Raw genomic sequence first — 19,680 nt, forward strand, 5'->3', positions numbered from 1 at the left:
TTGTAACCCATTGATTTAAAAAAGAATTTACCAACACATCTCGTAAATATAAAACCCTTTAAAATCAATGTCTTATAGAATTAAGACCGCTATCTTTTTTGAAACTGTCCGAAGTATTGTAAATATAGAGTTGATAAAATGCTTGATTTTCAAGAAGTCGTCAACGAGTGTTTGTTATCTTTAAAAAGCTTAAATACTCAGCAACAAATGAGTGTTAATGATAATTTTAATATTATTGACGCGCTGCATTATCTTGAAATGAAAACTTATAAGGAATCACTCGATTCCGAAGCCTTATTATGTTTTTATGCCACTCATCTTTTTTGTTGTGAAACAACCGACTTAACCTTCAAACACACCCGTCAAATTGTCCCGCATTGTGCCGAAGTTATTTTTACAACGAAAGAACAGACGTTAAAAAGTTTTTTTATTAAACACGCTTGGGAAGGGGCTATTAAAGAAGGAATTGGAATAGAATTCAATAACTTATTAACAGATACCCCTATTCGTTACTTATGCAGTAACGAACTCATTATTACGGAAAAACTTTTTGATGTGATAACGCCACGACAAGTCTATACGCTACGAGATACGCCAGAGTATTTATTTGCTTTTGGGGCATGGGAAGTTTTCACCCGAATTTTACATTTAACCGATCGTAAAACAGGTAATATTCGTTGGAATGGTCAGCGATTGGCCAATATTGATTTTGGATTAGTCTTTTACCGTGGAAAATTAGTATTTGATTCACGCTTTACCCTGACTGAACCCAGCCAAGAACGCACGGCTGGACAACGTTACGCACTGGAATGGATACACACCAAGCTTCAGCAGCCAAAAGTTCAGCAATTATTATTAACCCTTGATTCTAAATTTTGCCATAATTTAACCTGTCATCGTAACCCCGCCCCCCCATTACGATTGATGATTAATGTTTTGCAAGATAATTTTTGCCAATAGACATACGCTTAAAAGCGGATACTTATGGACGATAAAAAATTATTACCCTCACTTTTTATAGATTCTGCACTTTCGGTGACAGGAAATCACAAACCGTTAAATGAAGATGCTTTTAAAGCCAGCCCTAATATGGGGTTATGGGTCGTTGCCGATGGAATGGGCGGCTATGAAGGAGGCGAAATCGCAAGCCAATTAGCGGTCACTCATATTACCCGTGTCATAAATGAGGGCGTTAGTTTAATGGAGGGCATCCAACAAGCCCACGACGAAATTTGTCAATTAGCAAAAACTCAAAAAGGGAAAAAAGGCATGGCAACCACCGTTGTTGTCGCTAAAATAGTAGAAAACCAGTTTGAAATAGCGTGGGTTGGAGACAGTCGCGCGTATTTATTTGAAAAGGGCCAATTGAAACAACTCACCCATGACCATTCATTTATTCAAACCTTGATTGATAGTGGGCATATCAGCGAACAACAAGCTAAAATTCATCCTCAACGTAATCTTATTAGCCAAGCATTAGGTGGAAATACCCCGCTTCATATTGACACCATCACAGGAACTATAGCGGATGGAATTTTATTGCTCTGTAGCGATGGCTTATCCTCGGAATTGAGCGATTCTAAGATAGCCGCTATTTTAGCCCCTGTTAACAGCCTATCGTGGAAAGCGGATAAATTAGTACACTCAGTATTAGCACGAGAAGCGCATGATAACATTACGGTTTTGTTGATCCAAAATCGGCAAGTCACTTGATTATCAATAAAAATGATTCGGTAAATTAAAAAGGAAAAAAGACCCATGGGATTACAGGAAAATTTTGAAAAAATTCCTTTAAAAGAATTTGCAGAAAAAGCCTACCTTGATTATTCAATGTATGTGATTTTAGACCGTGCCTTACCTTATATTGGCGATGGTTTAAAACCTGTTCAACGGCGAATTATTTATGCGATGTCTGAATTAGGGTTAACGGCCCTGGCAAAGTATAAAAAATCAGCGCGTACGGTCGGCGATGTTTTGGGGAAATATCATCCACATGGTGATTCCGCCTGTTATGAGGCGATGGTTTTAATGGCCCAACCTTTTTCTTATCGCTATCCGCTGGTTGATGGTCAAGGAAACTGGGGGTCAGCGGATGATCCAAAATCCTTTGCAGCCATGCGCTATACCGAATCTCGTTTAACCGCGTATTCACAAATTTTATTAGCGGAATTAGGACAAGGTACGGTCGAATGGAGCGATAACTTTGATGGTACGTTAAAAGAGCCGAAATTATTACCCGCTCGTTTACCCAATATTTTATTGAATGGTACCATGGGAATTGCTGTGGGTATGGCGACCGACATTCCACCGCATAATTTACGGGAAGTTGCGGCGGCCTGTATTGATTTATTAGATGATCCGACCACCTCGCTTGAGGATTTATTACAGCATATTAAAGCCCCTGATTATCCAACAGAATCTGAAATTATTACGCCGCTTGAAGACATAAAAAAACTTTATCAGCGGGGCATAGGCAGTATTAAAATGCGGGCGACCTATGAGTGTGAAGCTCAAAATATTGTAATTACGGCCTTACCGCATCAAGTGTCAGGTTCAAAAATAATTGAGCAAATTGCCGCACAAATGCAGGCTAAAAAATTACCGATGATTGATGATTTACGCGATGAATCCGATCATGAAACCCCCACGCGGCTGGTCATTATCCCCCGTTCACGACGCATTAACAGCGCGCAAATCATGTCACATTTATTTGTGACGACGGATTTAGAAAAAAATTATCGCGTTAACATGAATATAGTGGGTTTAAAGGGTAAGCCACAGGTTAAAAATTTACGGCAGATTTTAGTTGAGTGGTTAGAATTTAGGACTTTAACGGTGCGGAAACGTCTACAACATCGACTGGATAAAATTCTCACCAAATTACATCTTTTGGAAGGCTTGTTAGTTGCCTTTTTAAATATTGATGACATCATTGGGGTTATTCGTGATTATGATAATCCTAAAGCTATTTTAATCACCCGTTTCAGCTTAAGTGATAAGCAAGCTGAGGCGATTTTAGAATTAAAGTTACGTCAATTAGCTAAGTTGGAAGAAGTTAAAATTAGTGCAGAGCAACAGGTCTTAGAGAAAGAACGTAAGGGATTAGCACGAACACTGGCCTCTGCTCGATTATTGAACCGATTAATTAAAAAAGAAATCACCAGCGATGCTAAGAAATATGGGGATTTACGTCGTTCGCCCTTAGTTGAGCGTGAAGCGGCTCACGCGATAGAAACAACGGCCTTAATTTCAAATGAACCTTTAACCATTATTTTATCTGAAAAAGGTTGGATACGAGCGGCTAAAGGCCATGATATAGAGGTTGCAAGCTTAAGTTATCGTTCAGGTGATGCGTATTTAGATGCGGTTAAAGGACGTAGTACGGAAGCGGTTTATATTCTGGATTCAACAGGACGTGTTTACAGTTCAGCAACCCATGATTTACCCTCGGCACGGAGTCAGGGCGAACCGTTAACAGGACGGTTTAACCCCCCGACAGGGGCCTCGTTTACACAAATAGTAAGCGGCCAACCTGATGATTGGTATTTATTAGCCAGCGATGCAGGTTATGGTTTTCGAGTGCAACTTAACGCCTTTCAAACCAAAAACAAAGCGGGTAAGACGTTGGTCACCTTACCTAAAAATTCACAGCTTTTGAGGGCGTTAACGATTGAAGATGAAACCGCCTTATTAGCGGTGATTACGTTACAAGGGCGTTTGTTGATTTTTCCTATTAACGAATTACCAGCATTAGCACGGGGTAAAGGGAATAAAATCATTCAAATAGCGAGTAAAGATTGGGCAGCAAAAGAAGATGGCGTTAAATTGATGGCGGTTATCGTGGGTAATCAGAAGCTTAAGGTTTTTTCGGGTAAACGTCATTTAACGTTAAAGCAGGCCGATATTGAACGTTACACCGCAACTCGTGCGAAAAGAGGGGCAACGTTACCCCGAGGGTTTCAACGAGTCGATGCGGTGATGGCGGAATAAATTCGCATGAATTAAAAAACAGAGTCTGACACAAAATATTATCAAGTCTATAAGAGCCTGTGAAAGTATTTATGCCATTCATAAAAACACGCGCGTGTCCTTTTATCACAAATTGATTTCCGTATAACACGTGGAGTCCAAAACATGTTTTGGACTCCAAATTGTCAATACGCTCCCAGTCTTTCCGTGATGCTTTATGCCCTCAGTCGCCAGCACCTAACGATCATTATAAGGTGTATGATACATCTTATACTGCTCGCTTCAATTCAATTTTTTGCCGTCTACAGAGTCGCTTGTTATGAAAAATAAAACCGCCCTATTTCATCCCAGAATTATTAATAAATATCTTGATGCCGCACGGATATTAAAAAATGGCGAAATCCCCTCAAAACCTAAGCAGCTTATTGAAAAATGGCTGAGTAATCAAGACGAACATAAAAAACGTAACGAGCAATCTATTCGTGAAGAATTTAGCGTTTTTTTTAAAGATTTATTAGGTTACAAAGCGCTAAATGATACCAAAAATGCTAAAACATGGAGCTTTGAAGCCGAATTAAATTATATTGATTTTGCCTTAGGGAAATTCACGCCAGACGATAAAAAAATTAGTGTTCCTTTTGAATTTAAAAGTACCAAAACATACACCTTAGATTTACCGATGTTGGGACGTAAACAATCCGCTGTACAACAAGCATCGGATTATGCCAAGGAAACCAACGGCACGGCACAATGGTTTTTAGTGTGTAATTGTCTTGAATTTCGGTTATATAAATACCCGTATTCTGAACGCAGTTACGAACAGTGGTTTATTGATGATTTAATTAAGCCCTCAGAGTATGCACGCTTTGTCTTATTACTCAGTAAAAGTAATTTATTAGGCACGAAAACTGAGGCAATTTTTAAAGATTCACAAGCTTTAGAGAAAGACATTACGGTACAGCTTTACCGCGATTACCGTGCATTACGGATTAATTTAATTAATGGTTTAAAGGCAGAAAACAACCATATTCATCGTCGAGAGATGGTTGCACGCGCACAAAAGTTAATGGATCGGGTGATGTTTATTGCTTTTGCTGAAAATCGGGGCTTATTGCCCAGAAAAAGCCTCTATACCCGTATTGAAGATGAACAAAGTAATTTAGCGGCGATTGGTTTGACTCGTTGGGATTTAGTTAAAAAGCTGTTTACGGATATTAATGAGGGCAATGAAACCTCGGCTATTTTTCCTTATAACGGCGGTTTATTTGCGCCCGATGACAAGATTGAACATTTAAAGGTCAGTGATGAATTATTACTGGGTTTTAAGCATTTATATAGCTATGATTTTGCTGAAATCGGCACGCATATTTTAGGGCATATTTTTGAACAGTCGATTACCGATTTAGATGAAATTTATGAGACGTTAGAGGAAGATGAGTTACTCATAAACTCTCAACAAGTCACGGGAACCAGTGGAAAACGCAAGCAAGATGGCGTGGTTTATACCCCTGCTTTTATTACCGAATATATTGTTAAAAAAACTTTAGGCGGTTATTTAACGGTTAAGCAAGCAAAAATCCCCCATGAACAAGAAAGTGTTGAATACTGGCTGGAATATCGAGAATTATTAGCCAAAACGCGCGTTTTAGATCCTGCCTGTGGCAGTGGTGCTTTTTTAATTGGGGCGTTTCATTATTTAAAGCATGAGTATGAAAATGTTAATCAACAGTTGAGTCAATTTGATGATGACCCTAATGATTTATTTAGTCGTGATTTGGACAAAGCGATTTTAAATCATAATTTATTTGGCGTGGATTTAAATTTTGAATCGGTTGAAATAGCGCAATTGGCGTTATGGTTAGAAACGGCGGAGAAGGGTAAGAAATTAAATGCGTTGGGGGATAATATTCAACAAGGCAATAGCATTATCGCGCATAAAAACGCCGATAAAAATGCTTTTAACTGGCCATTACGTTTTAACAAAGTGATGAATGAAGGCGGTTTTGATGTGGTATTGGGAAACCCACCGTATGTGCGTCAAGAACGATTAACGGCTATTAAGCCCTATTTAGAAAAATATTATGCGGATACTTTTCATGGGGTGGCGGATCTTTATACTTACTTTTTTGAGCAGGGGTTAAAGCTCTTGAAAAAAGAGGGGCGATTAGGCTTTATATCGTCATCGACATTTTTTAGAACCCATAGTGGACAAAAGTTACGTCAATTTTTGAATTCGCATAGTAATGTTAAAACGATTATAGATTTTGGTGATTACCAAGTCTTTGCAGGCGTAACCACCTATCCTGCTATTTTAATCTTAGAAAAACCGAATGCAATACGAAAAGTCGCACCAAAAACTAGTTTTAATTTTTTGACGATTAAATCACTTAAACAACCTGAGCATAAAGCAGTTATTATAGAAATGGAGGCTGGTTTTTCGCAAATGAAACAAGCCAGTTTAAAAGACGATGCTTGGCAATTAGAAAATGAAGCTTTAGCTGCCTTAAGAAAGAAAATTACGGATAATAAGAAAACCTTAAAAGAAGTTTATGGCTCGCCTTATTATGGAATTAAAACAGGTTTCAATGAAGCCTTTGTGATTAATCAAGCCCAGTATGAAGACTTAAAAGCCGATGATCCTAAAGGCGATATTTTAAGACCGTTTTTAGAAGGTAAAGATTTAAAACGCTGGCGGTCGGAAAGTCGGCACTTGTATTTAATCTTCACACGAAGAGGTGTTGAAATTGATAATTACCCATTGATTAAAGCGCATTTAGAACAATTTAGAAAACGATTAGAGCCAAAACCCCATGATTGGAATAATAAAAATAAATGGATCGGTCGTAAAGGAGGGATATATAAGTGGTATGAAATTCAAGATACCGTGGCTTATTATGAAAAATTTGAAAAAGAAAAAATTGTGTGGGGCAATTTGCAAAGTAAATCTTCATTTTTTTATGATGAAAAACTGTATTATATTAATGCTCCCTCTCCAATATTAGCGACTTCTGAAAAATGGTTAGTCGCTTATCTTAATTCTAATATTTCTTGGTTTTTTCTTCATAACGTTGCTATTGGTCGTTCTGGCGGGTTTCTTGAATGTAAGCCTATTTATATTAATCAAATTCCTATTCCAAAAGCAACAGATGAACAAAAACAAATCATCGCTGAATTAGCGGAACAATGTCAACAACAGGCAGGAGAACGCTATCAGTTAGAGCAAAATGTAAGAGATTTACTAATCGAAAATTTTCGTCCTGAAAATAATCATCATTCATTGAATAAAAAACTCTTAAAATGGTGGACAGTTTCCGATATTAAAACCTTAAACCAAGAAGCCCGCAAAGCCTTTAAATTAAAAAAAGCTGACACATTATCTTTAGACTTAAGCGATCCTAATGCCCAAATGCAATGGAAAAAATTTCTTGAAGAACAAAGCCAAGCATGGCAAAGTTTTACAGATGAAATTGAACGCCTAGAAAAAGAGATAAATAAACAGGTTTATGCCTTATTTAAGCTAACCTCAGATGAAATTACCTGTTTAGAAAAATCAATTAATTTGTAGCTGCTTCTAAATTTTTATTTAGCACCTTAACATCCGTTGGGTATAATCAAAGTCCCCTTATCAAACCTGAATATAAGGAAAATATCAACATGTTTGAAATTGCCGAATTAGGACATACCGTTACCAAGCTTAATTATAATGCGCAAGTCCCTGTATTGAGGACTGAACTATTAATGATTCAGCAACAACTAAAACGTTGTGATTTCCCCGTTATCATTTTAATCTCAGGCGTTGATGGTGGGGGAAAAGGTGAGGTTATTAATTTACTCAACGAATGGTTAGACCCGCGCTATATGCGAACCATTGCCTTTAGCAAACCCAGTGACGAAGAAAAAGAACGGCCTAAATTTTGGCGATTTTGGCGTACACTTCCACCGAAAGGATTCATCGGAATTTATGTCGGTTCTTGGTATAGTGATTCGCTGTCACAACGGGTTTATGGTGAAATAGACGATCATACGTTGCAAGTGGAATTAATGGAAATTCGTCAATTAGAGCAGGAATTAATTGATGATGGAGCTTTAATTATTAAATGCTGGTTACACCTTAAAAAAGATCAACAGAAGAAACGCTTAAAAACTTTAGCGAAAAACCCTGATACCCGCTGGCAAGTCAGTGATCGTGATAAAAAACATCTAAAATTATATGATAAGTTTTTAGGGGTCGCTGAAAAAGTCCTCACAGAAACCAGTACGGCGGATTCACCTTGGCTTGTGGTTGAAGGCGCGGATAGTCGTTATAGCAGCTTAACCGTCGCGCAACATATTCTTAACCGTATTCAACAACAGATCACCGAGCGTCAGGTCACTAAACCGATGACAACGACTGATGATACCCCCAAAATTATTCAACTTAAACAACAAAATCTATTGGACTCGCTGGATTTATCCTTAAAATTGGATAAAAAATCCTATAATCAGCAATTGAGTTTTTATCAAGGCAAATTAAATAAACTTTCAAGAGCGGCACACAATCAAAAACGGTCGAGTATTTTAGTTTTTGAAGGCTGGGATGCAGGAGGGAAGGGCGGTGTTATTCGTCGGTTAACCCGTGCAGTGGATGCGAGAAGTTATCAAATTATTCCTGTGGCCGCCCCGACCGATGAGGAACGTCAACATCATTATTTATGGCGTTTTTGGCGACATATTCCGCGTGCGGGCTGGTTGACTATTTATGATCGTAGTTGGTACGGTCGAGTCTTAGTTGAAAGAGTAGAAGGGTTTGCCAGTGAAAATGAATGGATGCGCGCCTACAGTGAAATTGTAAATTTTGAAGAAGCAATGATGGCTCATGGTATTTTAGTCGTCAAATTTTGGCTGCACATTGATAAAGATGAGCAATTATCACGTTTTAAAGCTCGCGAACAAATTAGTTATAAACAACATAAAATTACGGACGAAGATTATCGTAATCGTAATAAATGGGATGATTATCAGTTAGCGGTTAATGAAATGGTTGCACGGACCAGCACTCAAAATGCCCCGTGGGTTTTAGTTGAAGGTAATGATAAAAAATATGCACGGATTAAAGTGATAAAAACATTTTGTGAGCATTTGGAAAAAATGTTGGATCAAAAAAAATGAGGCTTAAAATGCGTTATTTACTTAAACTCATGGTCTTATCAACTAGCCTAAGTTTGACCGCGTGCAGTTCGTTATTATCATCAGTTAGTGATGATCTGGCTCAAAATTTAAGAACCGTTATTTTAAATCATAATGATCCTAAAACGGTTGTTAGTGCGATTCCTGCGTATTTATTACTCCAAGAGGCGTTAATAAAACAACAGCCTGAAAATGCACGCTTGGCATTATCATTATCAACACTTTATCGTTCTTATGCGGCATTGATTCCCAAAGATAAGGAGCGTTTAAAAGCGTTAACAGAAAAAGCATTTGAATTTGGCTTACGCGGCGCGTGTTTACACAAAAAAACATATTGTCAGTTGGAGCAGTTACCTTTTACCCCGTTTGAATCGCTTATTCAACAAAGTACCGTTGAGGATTTAAACAGTCTTTATACAGTGGGAACTGCATGGGCTTCATGGATACAAGCGCATAAAACTGATATGAATGCGGTTGCACAATTAGCTCAAGTTAAAACCATCATGATGCAATTAGTTAAGCTGGATGAGGGCTATCAATACGGTGCAGGGCATTTATATTTAGCGGTTCTTGAAAGCTTGTTACCGCCTGCATTAGGGGGGAAACCTGATGTGGCTAAACAACATTTTGAACAAGCGATTAAATTATCTGAAAATAAGAATTTAATGGTTAAAGTATTATACGCAAAGCATTATGCGCGATTACTTTTTGACAGAAAATTGCATGATCGTTTATTAAATCAAGTCGTGAAAGCCGATGCGAAACAAGATAATTTAAATCTCATTAATCTCACGGCTAAACAACAAGCAAAACAGTTATTAGAATCAGCGGATGATTATTTTTGAATGAAAAGCAAATGAGGAAACGTATTATGAAACATCTTTTTTCTTTTTTTTTCTTACTGGTGATCTCAAGTTACGCACACGCGGTCACTTTTAAAATTGCCAGCCTTTCACCCGAAGGCTCGTATTGGATGGAAAGCATTCGTACGGTAACAAAAAGCATTGAAACTCAAACAGAAGGACGCGTTAAATTCAAACTGTATCCTGGGGGCGTGATGGGGGACGATAAGAGTGTTTTAAAAAAAATGCGCTTTAAACAACTCAATGGGGCTGCGTTAACCAATTCAGGATTAAGTTCGATTTATTCCGATATTCAACTTTATAATTTAGTTTTAAAATTTCGGTCGTTAGCTGAAATTGATTATGTTCGTAGCAAAATGGATATAAAACTCACGCAAGGTTTAGCTGAAAAAGGCATTATTAGTTTTGGGTTTGTTGAAATAGGCATGACCTATTTAATGTCAACTCAACCTATTCGCAATTTAAGCGATATGAAAGGCCAAAAAGCGTGGGCACCTGATAATAATGAAATTGCGATAGCCGCTCAAAAAGCGTTTTCAGTTTCACCAATTCCACTGCCTGTTCGTGATGTTTTAATGGGCTTACAAACAGGAATGGTGAATGTCGTAGCTACCTCGCCGATCGGCGCATTAGCCTTGCAATGGCATACTAAAGTTAGCTATCTGACTGAATTGCCGTTATCGTATGTTTTTGGGGTGTTGGCTTTAAATAAGAAAGATTTTGAAAAACTATCTACCGATGACCAAGCGATCGTTCGTAACAAGTTTACTCAAGTCTTAGCTGAAATTAATCAGCGCAGTCGGGATGATAATCAAAAAGCGAGTGCCGCTCTGAAAAAGCAAGGGATTGAATTTATAGCCCCCAGTCCAGAAGCTGCCGTCGAATTAAGAGGGTTAATGAATAATATTGAAACCCAGTTAATTGATTCAGACATTTTATCGGCTGAACTCGTCAATGAGTTAAATCAACACTTAATTGATTTTCGCGGGCGGTAGTTAGCGTTTCTATTGAGATGCGATCAAGGGCATCTCAATTCAATTAAAAAAGACTGACCAATTCTAAGGCTAAAATAACCGCATCTTCGCGGCCTGATTCGGCGGGATAATAGTTTTTTCGCCGACCGACTTCATTAAATCCTAATGAATTATATAATTTAATCGCGCCTAAATTTGAAGGTCTGACTTCTAAAAACATTGTTTCGGCTTTTTTACGGGCTATAGCAATTAAATGCTGCATCATTTTTTGACCAATACCTTGTCCTTGTACTAGAGGATCCACTGAAATATTGATAATATGGGCTTCACCCGCGCCAGTTGATAAAATAGCATAACCGATAATTTCTTGACGCTCATTTTCACAGACCCAGCAACTATAACTGGTTGCAATAAAGCAATCTTTAAAAATAGCCTCACTCCAAGGGTATTGATAGTTTTTGGCTTCAATTTTTAAAATAGGCGGGAGATCATCCTTGTGCATTTTTCGTAACTGAGCCAAATCAACCGCCTTCACAGAATCAGGAAAAACTTTAGCGTAAAACTCTCTATCGGCATCATAAGTGACAAAATTTTTAAGTAGGTTTAATAAATTCATTAGTGGGGTAATTGCTGGTAAGTTTTTAAAGCAAGCTGTAAATCTTGCCACGCAGCCCGTTTTTGACTCAGGGAACGTAATAAATAAGCAGGATGATAAACAACAATAAGAGGGGTCTGATCGAATGTATGAACTACGCCACGGAGTTTACTTAAGGGTTCATGGGTTTTAAGTAATTTTTGAGCCGCAACCCGTCCAACTGCAACTATAATTTTGGGTTTAATTAAGGCGTGTTGTCGCTTTAAATAATCATGACACTGATTGAGTTCATTCACATGCGGATCACGACTATTAGGCGGCCTACATTTCAAAATATTAGTCATAAAAATTTCATCCCGCGTTAAATTCATGGCCCGCATCATTTCTGTGAATAATAAACCTGCATTATCAACAAAAGGAATGCCTTGTAAATCTTCAGTTTCATTCGGGGCTTCACCGATAAATAGCCAATCGGCGGTAATATTTCCTGTGCCAAAAACGGTTTGCTTACGGGTAGGATAAAGTTCACATTTTTGACAAGAACGAACATCCTGTTCTAATTGGGACCAGTTATCATTAATCGTGAGTATCGGTTGGGCTAATGGTTCGGGCTTAGCAAGCGGCGGTTGCATAGGGGCCACTTGATGACACGGTGTCCTATTTTCAGTAGGCGTTTCTATCTTGGAGGCGTTTTTAGAATACCAAGACTCAATTCCCATGGCCTCAAGATAGTGTAAGCGTAAAGTCTCATTCATTATTAGAAAGGGCAATAGCTAAAAATTAAATAGATATTATAGCGTTATTTTACATAAGGTAGGCGGTACAAATCGAAAACACGCCTTAATATTTCATTATTCCCAGCAACACAGCGACATGCGCTAACTCAGCAATACTGGATATTTGCAATTTCTTTTTAATTTGAGTGACATAGTTTACGACGGTTTTATAACTCAAACAAAGTTCATCGGCTATTTTATGCGGGGTTAATCCTTTGGCTAACAGTCTAAAAATATCAAATTCACGCGCGGAAAATGTTTGGATAACGTTTTGATAACCCGAGGGAATAGACACGTCCAGCGTCTCTTTTAATAACCCCTTTTCAACATAAGGTTGTCCTTGTTGAATACTTATAATCGCTTCTGGTAATATTTCAGGTGCGCTATTTTTGGTAATATAACCCTTTGCCCCTGCATTTAACGCGCGACTGACATAAACCGACTCATCATGAACGCTAAAAACGAGAATATTAATCAACTTATCCCGTTGGATGAGGCGTTTAATGGTTTCTAAGCCGCCAATACCTGGCATAGATAAATCAAGCACAATAATGTCGGGTTGATGGTGTTGATAAAGTTGAATGGCTTCTTCACCACGATCGGCTTCTGCAATCACTTCAATATTAGCCGAGGTGGCTAAGAGCAATTTAAAACCTGCTCTAACGACAGCATGGTCATCAACCAGTAAGACTTTTATTTTAGAGGTCATTCTAATGGAATTTGGGCGATGATCTTCATCCCCTTATGAATTTCAGAGTCAATTTTAAAGTCGCCGCCCAGTAATTTTATGCGTTCTTCCATTCCTAATAAACCAAAGCCCGAGTGAATATGGGTAAGGTTACAACCTTGACCGTCATCGGTAATTAATAAGTGAAGTGTATTCGGTGATGGAGTGATATTTAAATGGATGGTAACCTGATTTGCATTAGCATGACGGATAATATTAGTTAGGCTTTCTTGGATGACTCTAAAAACATGTATCACAATGGAAGGGTCTATTTTATCGACAGCCTCATCACAGTGCAATTTAAACGAAATCTGCGTTGTGTTCGCTCTCCAATGGTGAACTAAATCCTCTAACGTGGCTTTTAACCCCAGTTCTGTGAGCATCAAGGGATGTAGCTGCTTCATCATTGAACGGACTATCGTGATTAAATGCTCACAAATTTCGATAATCGTCGTGGTAATTTGTTGGGTGTCTGATTTTTCATGCGTAGCGGTAACGGCCATTACTTTAATTGCGGTAAGTGATTGTCCAAATTGGTCATGTAACTCTTGAGAAAGCCATTGTCGTTCATCTTCTTGAATTTTTAATGAATGCTGAGTTAATGCGTGATTTTGTTGTTGAGTTGTATATAGAACACCTGTCATGTGGTTAATTGCCAAAGCAATATCATTGTATTCCTGTGTTGCAAAAACAGGCAGTCTTTTTTGATAATCCCCTGTTTCAATATAATTAAGATGATCCACAATGGATTGAATCGTTCGTAAGGTTTTATTGAACACCAATTGCACGGCAAGAAAAGTGAGTAAAATGAGCGATAAAATGGCCGTAAAAAAAGCAACGGTTTCATGCCAGACTTCCGCTATTTCATCCATAGGATTGGCTTGAATGACTAGCGTTAAAATTTTATTATCAAAGGTTTTAATGGGATGCTCAACTTTTAAATATTGACCGATAACTAAATTTGTAAACCAATGGGGCGAGGGGTTATTTTTTATTTTTAATTGGGATTGATGACTGATATTAATAATTTCATTTGAAGGCATTTTAAGTTGAATCGTCAAATGTCGCGTTTGCTCTAAACTACTTAAGTGATATATCCATGCAGTTTGATGAATTTTAGCGGTTTCAGTGCCTATTTTAATTAATTGTAAGACGAGGTTAATAGACGAATCGACTTCCTTATCAACCGCTTGGCGTGCTTGCCATATACTAACAGAGCCACCGAGTAGAAGAATAAAGAGTGAAAAGAATAAGATTCTAATGCTAATTTGATTGCGTAAACTCATGCGTTAAACCGCTTCTTTGAATAAAGTATCATTATGATTCATAAAGTAGACGATTTAATTACGTAAAATTTTTGGCGAGTTACGTCGGATGGAATAAAAATGAGTAGAGACACGATGCCTCAAGTCTCAGGAGTTTTTAATATAAACGTGAGTTTATACATCAAGGTCAGAGATGCAAAAGCATTGCGTTTCTACCCTTATAAAATTACTGTTGTCCGACCTTAAGCGGGTAGCCAGAATTTTTAGTTTCTAAGATTGTATTAATTGGCTTAGTTTTTCTTGCCCCATTAATAATAAGGGCAGGCCACAATTAGTATGAACATCGCCTTCATCATAACGTGGGGTCTTCAATGGCAAAGAGTTCAACATTTTGTGGTATCGTAAACTTTTTATGGTAAGTGATTTAATAATTCGATCTGTTATTAGCGAATAATAACGGTGAAAATATCAAAATGAACAGGGAAAAATCACCCCATTATTGGCATTGTATTTTGTAAGCCTCATAAGGTTGTTGTGATACAACCTTTGGGATTCTTCTATATCACGTTGAGAATGGTCTATTTTTGAGCGAGATTAAACGTAGGAAGCTTAATTGGATAGGTTGGATTTTAACGTGTTTAAAACCTCTTCTATGTGATTTTTAACCCTAACCTTACGCCATTCATATTGTAAAACACCTTGTTCATCAAATAAAAAAGTACTGCGCTCTATCCCATAAACTTTTTTTCCATACATATTCTTCATTTTAATCACATCAAATAATTTGCATAAAACCTCATCCTTATCGGAGAGTAAATCAAATGGAAATTCATGTTTCGCTTTAAACCCTTCATGTACGCGAACACTATCACGGGAAACACCTAAAATAACACAATTTAAATCATTAAATTCCTCAAAATGATCCTTAAAGTCCTTTCCTTCTTGAGTGCATCCAGAGGTATTATCGCGGGGGTAAAAATATAAAATTAAATTTTTACCTTGATAATCACTCAAATGAATCGTTTTATTGCCCGTTGCATCGGCTGAAAAATTGATTGGCTTAGTCATAAGTTTATAAGTATTTTACAGGTTCAAAAATAGCATCTAAATTAAAATCATCACAGAAATTGAGAATTTCTTCCCGTAATACCGATAACTGAATATCAACAGGAATTAATAGTATAAAATAACTGGAAAAAATAGACGTTTGGGTGGTGTAGTCGGGACGGCAACTGGCCTTGATTTCATCGATCAAAATATTACGAGTGGACAAAAAGGTAATAATATCTTGAGTGATATTTTGTTGATTAATCGAAATCGTTTCTAGCTTATAAGTAATATACGGTTTTTTTAAATTAAGCGTTTTCGTTTGTTGCGTATGAATTTGTACATTGAGCCGTTTTTGTAAACTGTTCAATATGGATTCAAGCTTCGCAAGATGATTCCAGTTACCTTCAACCAATAGATAAGCCGCAATCGCTGATTTCTCAAGGTGAGTGGAACGCAATTCTAAAATATTACAATGACAGTGGGTAACCGCTTCGAGGATATCAGCAATAAAGTGAGTGGGAGATTGACTTAAGGCGGTGATGGCAAGATGCATGGTTATTTGTATTCCTTAGATTTTAAGTGAAGGTTATCTTTGGAGCTAAATGAAAATTGATTAAAACGTTACCATTACTAATAGATTTTAATTTTATGGGGCCAATTGTACACGGTAATTAGGTTATTGGTTTTCAATTTAAGTCATTTTTTAACTGTCCTGATGATAGAACTGACAATAGAACTAAAAAAAATATTAAAAAAAACTTGAATAGTTGTTGTCGATAATGTATTATTCTTAGTTCTTTAGAGTTTATGAATTAGGTCAGTGGCTCAATTGGTAGAGCAGCGGTCTCCAAAACCGCAGGTTGTGGGTTCGAGTCCCTCCTGGCCTGCCATTCTAAACTCAGTCAACAAGTTTCTATCTATTACCCAAATTATTCAAATGAGTGCACAAGCAGCGACAGAAGAAACAACACAAATGTTTGATGTTGTTAAGCAAGTTTTCTCTCTATTTTTTGTGGTTGCCGCTGTAGCCGCTTTTTATTATTTTTCAGAAATATTATTACTTTATCGTGTTTTAGGTTTAGTCTTTGTTGTTATCGTAGCAATAGGGTTAATACTAACAACAGGATTTGGACGTAATACATGGGCCTTTATGTTGGAGGCTAAGCAGGAAGTAAGGAAAGTCGTTTGGCCAACACGCGAAGAAACAGTTCGGACGACTTTATTAGTTTTTGGAATGGTTTTTATGGTTGGGTTGGTTTTGTGGTTGCTTGATATGTTTCTTTTTTGGGGTATTCGTCTCCTAACAGGACAGGGATAAAAAATGGCTTTACGTTGGTATGTAGTTCACGCTTACTCTAATTTTGAGGGTAAAGTTAAAGAAGCTTTGGAAGAGCGAGTAGAGCGCGAAGGCTTGCAAGAACATTTTGGTAAAATTCTTGTTCCTACGGAAGAAGTGGTTGAAATGCGAATGGGACAGCAGCGCAAAAGCGATCGTAAATTTTTTCCAGGTTATGTATTGGTTCAAATGGAACTAACCGATGAAACGTGGCATTTAGTGAAAGATGTCCCGCGAGTATTAGGTTTTATTGGCGGAACATCGGATAGACCTGCTCCTATTTCAGATAAAGAGGCCAATTTAATTTTGAGCCGAGTCGAAGATGGGGTTAACAAGCCCAGACCTAAAGTCTTATTTGAAGTCGGTGAAGTGGTCAGAATTATTGATGGGCCGTTTAAAGATTTTAACGGTGATATTGAAGATGTAAATTATGAAAAAAATAGACTAAAAGTCTCTGTGTTGATTTTTGGGCGAGCAACGCCTGTTGAATTAGAGTTTTCACAGGTCGAAAAAGCTTAACTTTTTAAGTAAAAAATCAAGGAATCTCTATCTTTTCGAGGATAGAGATTTTTGTTTGTTTGGGGAGCTGATAATGCGTTTGTACCCGTTTTGGAGTAAATAATGGCGAAAAAAATACAAGCTTATATTAAGCTACAAGTTAAAGCGGGTGAAGCAAATCCGAGTCCTCCCGTCGGCCCTGCATTGGGTCAACACGGGGTTAATATCATGGAGTTTTGTAAAGCATTTAATGCCAAGACACAAGATACTGAAAAAGGGATGCCGATTCCTGTTGTCATTACGGTTTATGCGGATAGAAGTTTTACTTTTGTTACTAAAACGCCTCCCGCTTCGGTCTTATTGTTGAAGGCAGCGGGGCTTCAAAAGGGCAGCGGAACACCTAATACTGTGAAAGTCGGAACGGTTACGCGTGAGCAATTGGAAGCGATTGCAACGACTAAAATGGAAGATCTTAATGCAGCTGATATGGATGCGGCAGTTAAAACAATTGCAGGCAGTGCGCGAAGCATGGGTCTTGAAGTGGAGGGTCTCTAATGGCAATGTCTAAAAAAGAAAAATTAATTAAAGAAAAAGTAGATGTAACTAAGTTATATACAGTTATAGAAGCGGTTTCGATATTAAAAGAATTTACCTCGACTAAGTTTAATGAGGCTGTTGATATTAGTATCAACTTAGGGATTGATGCGCGAAAATCAGATCAAAATGTTCGTGGCGCAACTGTCCTTCCTAAAGGGACAGGAAAAACAGTACGTGTTGCCGTTTTTACCCAAGGTCCTAATGCAGATGCGGCAACAGCGGCAGGTGCAGATATTGTGGGAATGGATGATTTAGCTGACCAAGTTAAAAAAGGCGAAATGGATTTTGATGTTGTTATTGCATCTCCTGACGCAATGCGTGTTGTGGGTCAATTAGGACAAATTTTAGGGCCTCGTGGTTTAATGCCTAACCCTAAAGTTGGAACTGTCACACCTGATGTTGCAACGGCTGTTAAAAATGCGAAAGCAGGACAAGTTCGCTATCGTAATGATAAAGGTGGAATTATTCATTGTACGATTGGTAAAGTTTCATTTGAAGCGGAAGCCATTTTACAAAATTTAGAAGCTTTGTTAGTTGATTTGAGAAAAGCAAAGCCTGCGTCTGCGAAAGGGATTTATCTAAAGAAAGTGACTTTATCCTCAACGATGGGACCTGGCTTGTGTATTGATATAAGCGGTTTTAGCGAGTAAGGTAATTAAACTTTGAGTTGCCGATTTATCGGTAACTGTCAAAGACCGTAGGGGCGATAAGTCGTTTTTAATCAAAACTTAATTGCTTAATAATCCTACGCAGACAGAAACTTAAACTGGATAATCTAGTGAAAGAGACTGTGGGGCATTTGTAATGGATGCGATTTATTAATTCTAAGGGAACTTAGAAAATTATCGGAGGTAAGTGTGGCATTAATATTGGATGACAAAAAAGCTGTCGTCGAAGAAGTTGCTACCATCGCCGCGCAAGCACATTCGGCTGTTGCAGCAGAATATCGTGGCTTAACGGTAACGGAACTCACCGAATTGCGTAAAATAGCAAGAGAGACAGGGGTTTATTTGCGAGTGGTTAAAAATACACTTGCAAGACGTGCTGTTGCTGGAACTGAGTTTGAATGTATGCAAGCGGGTTTAAAAGGCCCTTTAATTCTTGCATTTTCAATGGAAGATCCAGGCTGTGCAGGGCGATTAATTAGTGACTTTTCAAAAGATCATGACAAGTTAGTTACAAAAGTTGTTTCTATAGGCGGACAAGTCTATGGCGCAAGTGAATTGAAAAAACTAGCCAGTCTACCTACTCGAGATCAAGCATTAAGTATGTTGATGTCGGTGATGAAAGCACCTGTTGAAAAACTTGTTCGTACTTTAGCGGAGCCTAATTCAAAAATGGTTCGTACTATTGCAGCGATTAAAGAGCAAAAAGAAGCGGCATAAGCCCCTAATTTATCACATTAATAATCGCTCTTAATTTTAAAAAGAGCGAATTGAAACGAAACAGAGGAATACAAAATGGCACTTTCACAAGAAGATATCTTGGAAGCAATCTCAGGCATGACTGTAATGGAAGTTGTTGATTTAATTTCAGCAATGGAAGAAAAATTTGGCGTATCAGCAGCGGTTGCTGTTGCTGCTGCTGCTCCAGCAGGTGATGCAGGTGCCGCTGATGCGGAACAAACTGAGTTTGATGTCGTGATGACATCATTCGGTGCAACTAAAGTTTCTGTTATTAAAGCGGTTCGTGCGATTACAGGATTAGGCTTGAAAGAAGCTAAAGCGGCTGTTGAAGGCGCACCAACAACGATTAAAGACGCTGTTAGTAAAAGCGAAGCAGAAGAAGTTAAGACAGCCCTTGAAGCAGCAGGTGCTGCAGTCGAAATTAAATAAATATCGACTGAACAAACAAGGGGGAAAAC

At 38.0% G+C, this 19,680-nt stretch carries 19 protein-coding genes and 1 tRNA gene; 14 read left to right on the forward strand and 6 right to left on the reverse strand.

The genetic code is table 11. The annotated features are described in order from the left end of the window. Positions 1-138 precede the first annotated feature (138 nt). From Q9M50_06105 to dctP, 7 genes are all read left to right on the forward strand, one after another. Positions 139-960: a hypothetical protein gene (locus Q9M50_06105; protein MDQ7090206.1), complete on the forward strand. Its 822-nt coding sequence runs from the start codon at positions 139-141 to the stop codon at positions 958-960. Positions 961-984: 24 nt separating this feature from the next. Continuing rightward, the gene (locus Q9M50_06110; GenBank protein MDQ7090207.1) at positions 985-1,713 is read left to right on the forward strand and encodes a protein phosphatase 2C domain-containing protein; all 729 of its coding nucleotides are present in this window, start codon (positions 985-987) and stop codon (positions 1,711-1,713) included. A 45-nt stretch (positions 1,714-1,758) separates the two neighbouring features. Then, positions 1,759-3,990: a DNA topoisomerase IV subunit A gene (parC, locus tag Q9M50_06115; GenBank protein MDQ7090208.1), complete on the forward strand. Its 2,232-nt coding sequence runs from the start codon at positions 1,759-1,761 to the stop codon at positions 3,988-3,990. Positions 3,991-4,288: 298 nt separating this feature from the next. After that, positions 4,289-7,534 (forward strand): TaqI-like C-terminal specificity domain-containing protein, encoded by a 3,246-nt coding sequence (locus Q9M50_06120; protein MDQ7090209.1) that lies wholly within the window; start codon positions 4,289-4,291, stop codon positions 7,532-7,534. Between the two features lie 89 nt (positions 7,535-7,623). Then, positions 7,624-9,117 carry a polyphosphate:AMP phosphotransferase gene (pap, locus tag Q9M50_06125; GenBank protein ID MDQ7090210.1) on the forward strand — a complete coding sequence of 498 codons (1,494 nt, stop codon included), beginning with the start codon at positions 7,624-7,626 and terminating at the stop codon, positions 9,115-9,117. Between the two features lie 8 nt (positions 9,118-9,125). Further along, complete coding sequence (locus Q9M50_06130; GenBank protein ID MDQ7090211.1) at positions 9,126-9,980, forward strand: TRAP transporter TatT component family protein; 855 nt, start codon at positions 9,126-9,128, stop codon at positions 9,978-9,980. 26 nt (positions 9,981-10,006) lie between these two features. Next, positions 10,007-10,993 carry a TRAP transporter substrate-binding protein DctP gene (gene dctP, locus Q9M50_06135; protein MDQ7090212.1) on the forward strand — a complete coding sequence of 329 codons (987 nt, stop codon included), beginning with the start codon at positions 10,007-10,009 and terminating at the stop codon, positions 10,991-10,993. Between the two features lie 43 nt (positions 10,994-11,036). Here dctP and rimI read toward each other — a convergent pair whose 3' ends face one another. The 6 genes from rimI to Q9M50_06165 all read right to left on the reverse strand — a co-directional run bounded on the left by rimI (position 11,037) and on the right by Q9M50_06165 (position 15,938). Next, entirely contained in the window at positions 11,037-11,588 is a 552-nt protein-coding gene (rimI, locus tag Q9M50_06140) for a ribosomal protein S18-alanine N-acetyltransferase (GenBank protein ID MDQ7090213.1), read from the reverse strand. Continuing rightward, positions 11,588-12,322, reverse strand: a complete 735-nt coding sequence (locus Q9M50_06145) for a uracil-DNA glycosylase (GenBank protein ID MDQ7090214.1) — start codon at positions 12,320-12,322, stop codon at positions 11,588-11,590. The genes rimI and Q9M50_06145 overlap by 1 nt, the downstream gene beginning before the upstream one ends. 85 nt (positions 12,323-12,407) lie before the next feature. Then, complete coding sequence (locus tag Q9M50_06150; GenBank protein MDQ7090215.1) at positions 12,408-13,052, reverse strand: response regulator transcription factor; 645 nt, start codon at positions 13,050-13,052, stop codon at positions 12,408-12,410. Continuing rightward, positions 13,049-14,356, reverse strand: a complete 1,308-nt coding sequence (locus tag Q9M50_06155) for a sensor histidine kinase (protein MDQ7090216.1) — start codon at positions 14,354-14,356, stop codon at positions 13,049-13,051. The genes Q9M50_06150 and Q9M50_06155 overlap by 4 nt, the downstream gene beginning before the upstream one ends. Before the next feature lie 588 nt (positions 14,357-14,944). Further along, positions 14,945-15,403, reverse strand: coding sequence for a peroxiredoxin (locus tag Q9M50_06160; GenBank protein ID MDQ7090217.1), 459 nt, complete (start codon positions 15,401-15,403; stop codon positions 14,945-14,947). Between the two features lie 4 nt (positions 15,404-15,407). After that, positions 15,408-15,938, reverse strand: a complete 531-nt coding sequence (locus Q9M50_06165) for an ACT domain-containing protein (protein MDQ7090218.1) — start codon at positions 15,936-15,938, stop codon at positions 15,408-15,410. Positions 15,939-16,199: 261 nt separating this feature from the next. On the opposite strand from Q9M50_06165, the gene Q9M50_06170 reads away from it, so the two are divergent. The 7 genes from Q9M50_06170 (at position 16,200) to rplL (ending at position 19,651) form a co-directional block, all read left to right on the forward strand. Next, a tRNA-Trp gene (locus Q9M50_06170) sits at positions 16,200-16,275 on the forward strand. Between the two features lie 47 nt (positions 16,276-16,322). After that, complete coding sequence (gene secE / locus Q9M50_06175) at positions 16,323-16,703, forward strand: preprotein translocase subunit SecE (protein ID MDQ7090219.1); 381 nt, start codon at positions 16,323-16,325, stop codon at positions 16,701-16,703. Positions 16,704-16,706: 3 nt separating this feature from the next. Beyond that, the gene (gene nusG, locus Q9M50_06180) at positions 16,707-17,240 is read left to right on the forward strand and encodes a transcription termination/antitermination protein NusG (protein ID MDQ7090220.1); all 534 of its coding nucleotides are present in this window, start codon (positions 16,707-16,709) and stop codon (positions 17,238-17,240) included. 102 nt (positions 17,241-17,342) lie between these two features. Continuing rightward, positions 17,343-17,774 (forward strand): 50S ribosomal protein L11, encoded by a 432-nt coding sequence (rplK, locus tag Q9M50_06185; protein ID MDQ7090221.1) that lies wholly within the window; start codon positions 17,343-17,345, stop codon positions 17,772-17,774. Further along, on the forward strand, positions 17,774-18,466 hold the full coding sequence (gene rplA, locus Q9M50_06190) for a 50S ribosomal protein L1 (GenBank protein ID MDQ7090222.1): 693 nt from the start codon (positions 17,774-17,776) through the stop codon (positions 18,464-18,466). Before rplK ends, rplA begins: the two co-directional genes overlap by 1 nt. Before the next feature lie 207 nt (positions 18,467-18,673). Continuing rightward, on the forward strand, positions 18,674-19,201 hold the full coding sequence (rplJ, locus tag Q9M50_06195) for a 50S ribosomal protein L10 (protein ID MDQ7090223.1): 528 nt from the start codon (positions 18,674-18,676) through the stop codon (positions 19,199-19,201). A gap of 75 nt (positions 19,202-19,276) precedes the next feature. Then, on the forward strand, positions 19,277-19,651 hold the full coding sequence (gene rplL / locus Q9M50_06200) for a 50S ribosomal protein L7/L12 (protein ID MDQ7090224.1): 375 nt from the start codon (positions 19,277-19,279) through the stop codon (positions 19,649-19,651). The last annotated feature ends 29 nt before the right edge of the window (positions 19,652-19,680 follow it).

This window comes from Methylococcales bacterium, assembly GCA_030949405.1.
Lineage (GTDB): Bacteria > Pseudomonadota > Gammaproteobacteria > Methylococcales > Methylomonadaceae > WTBX01.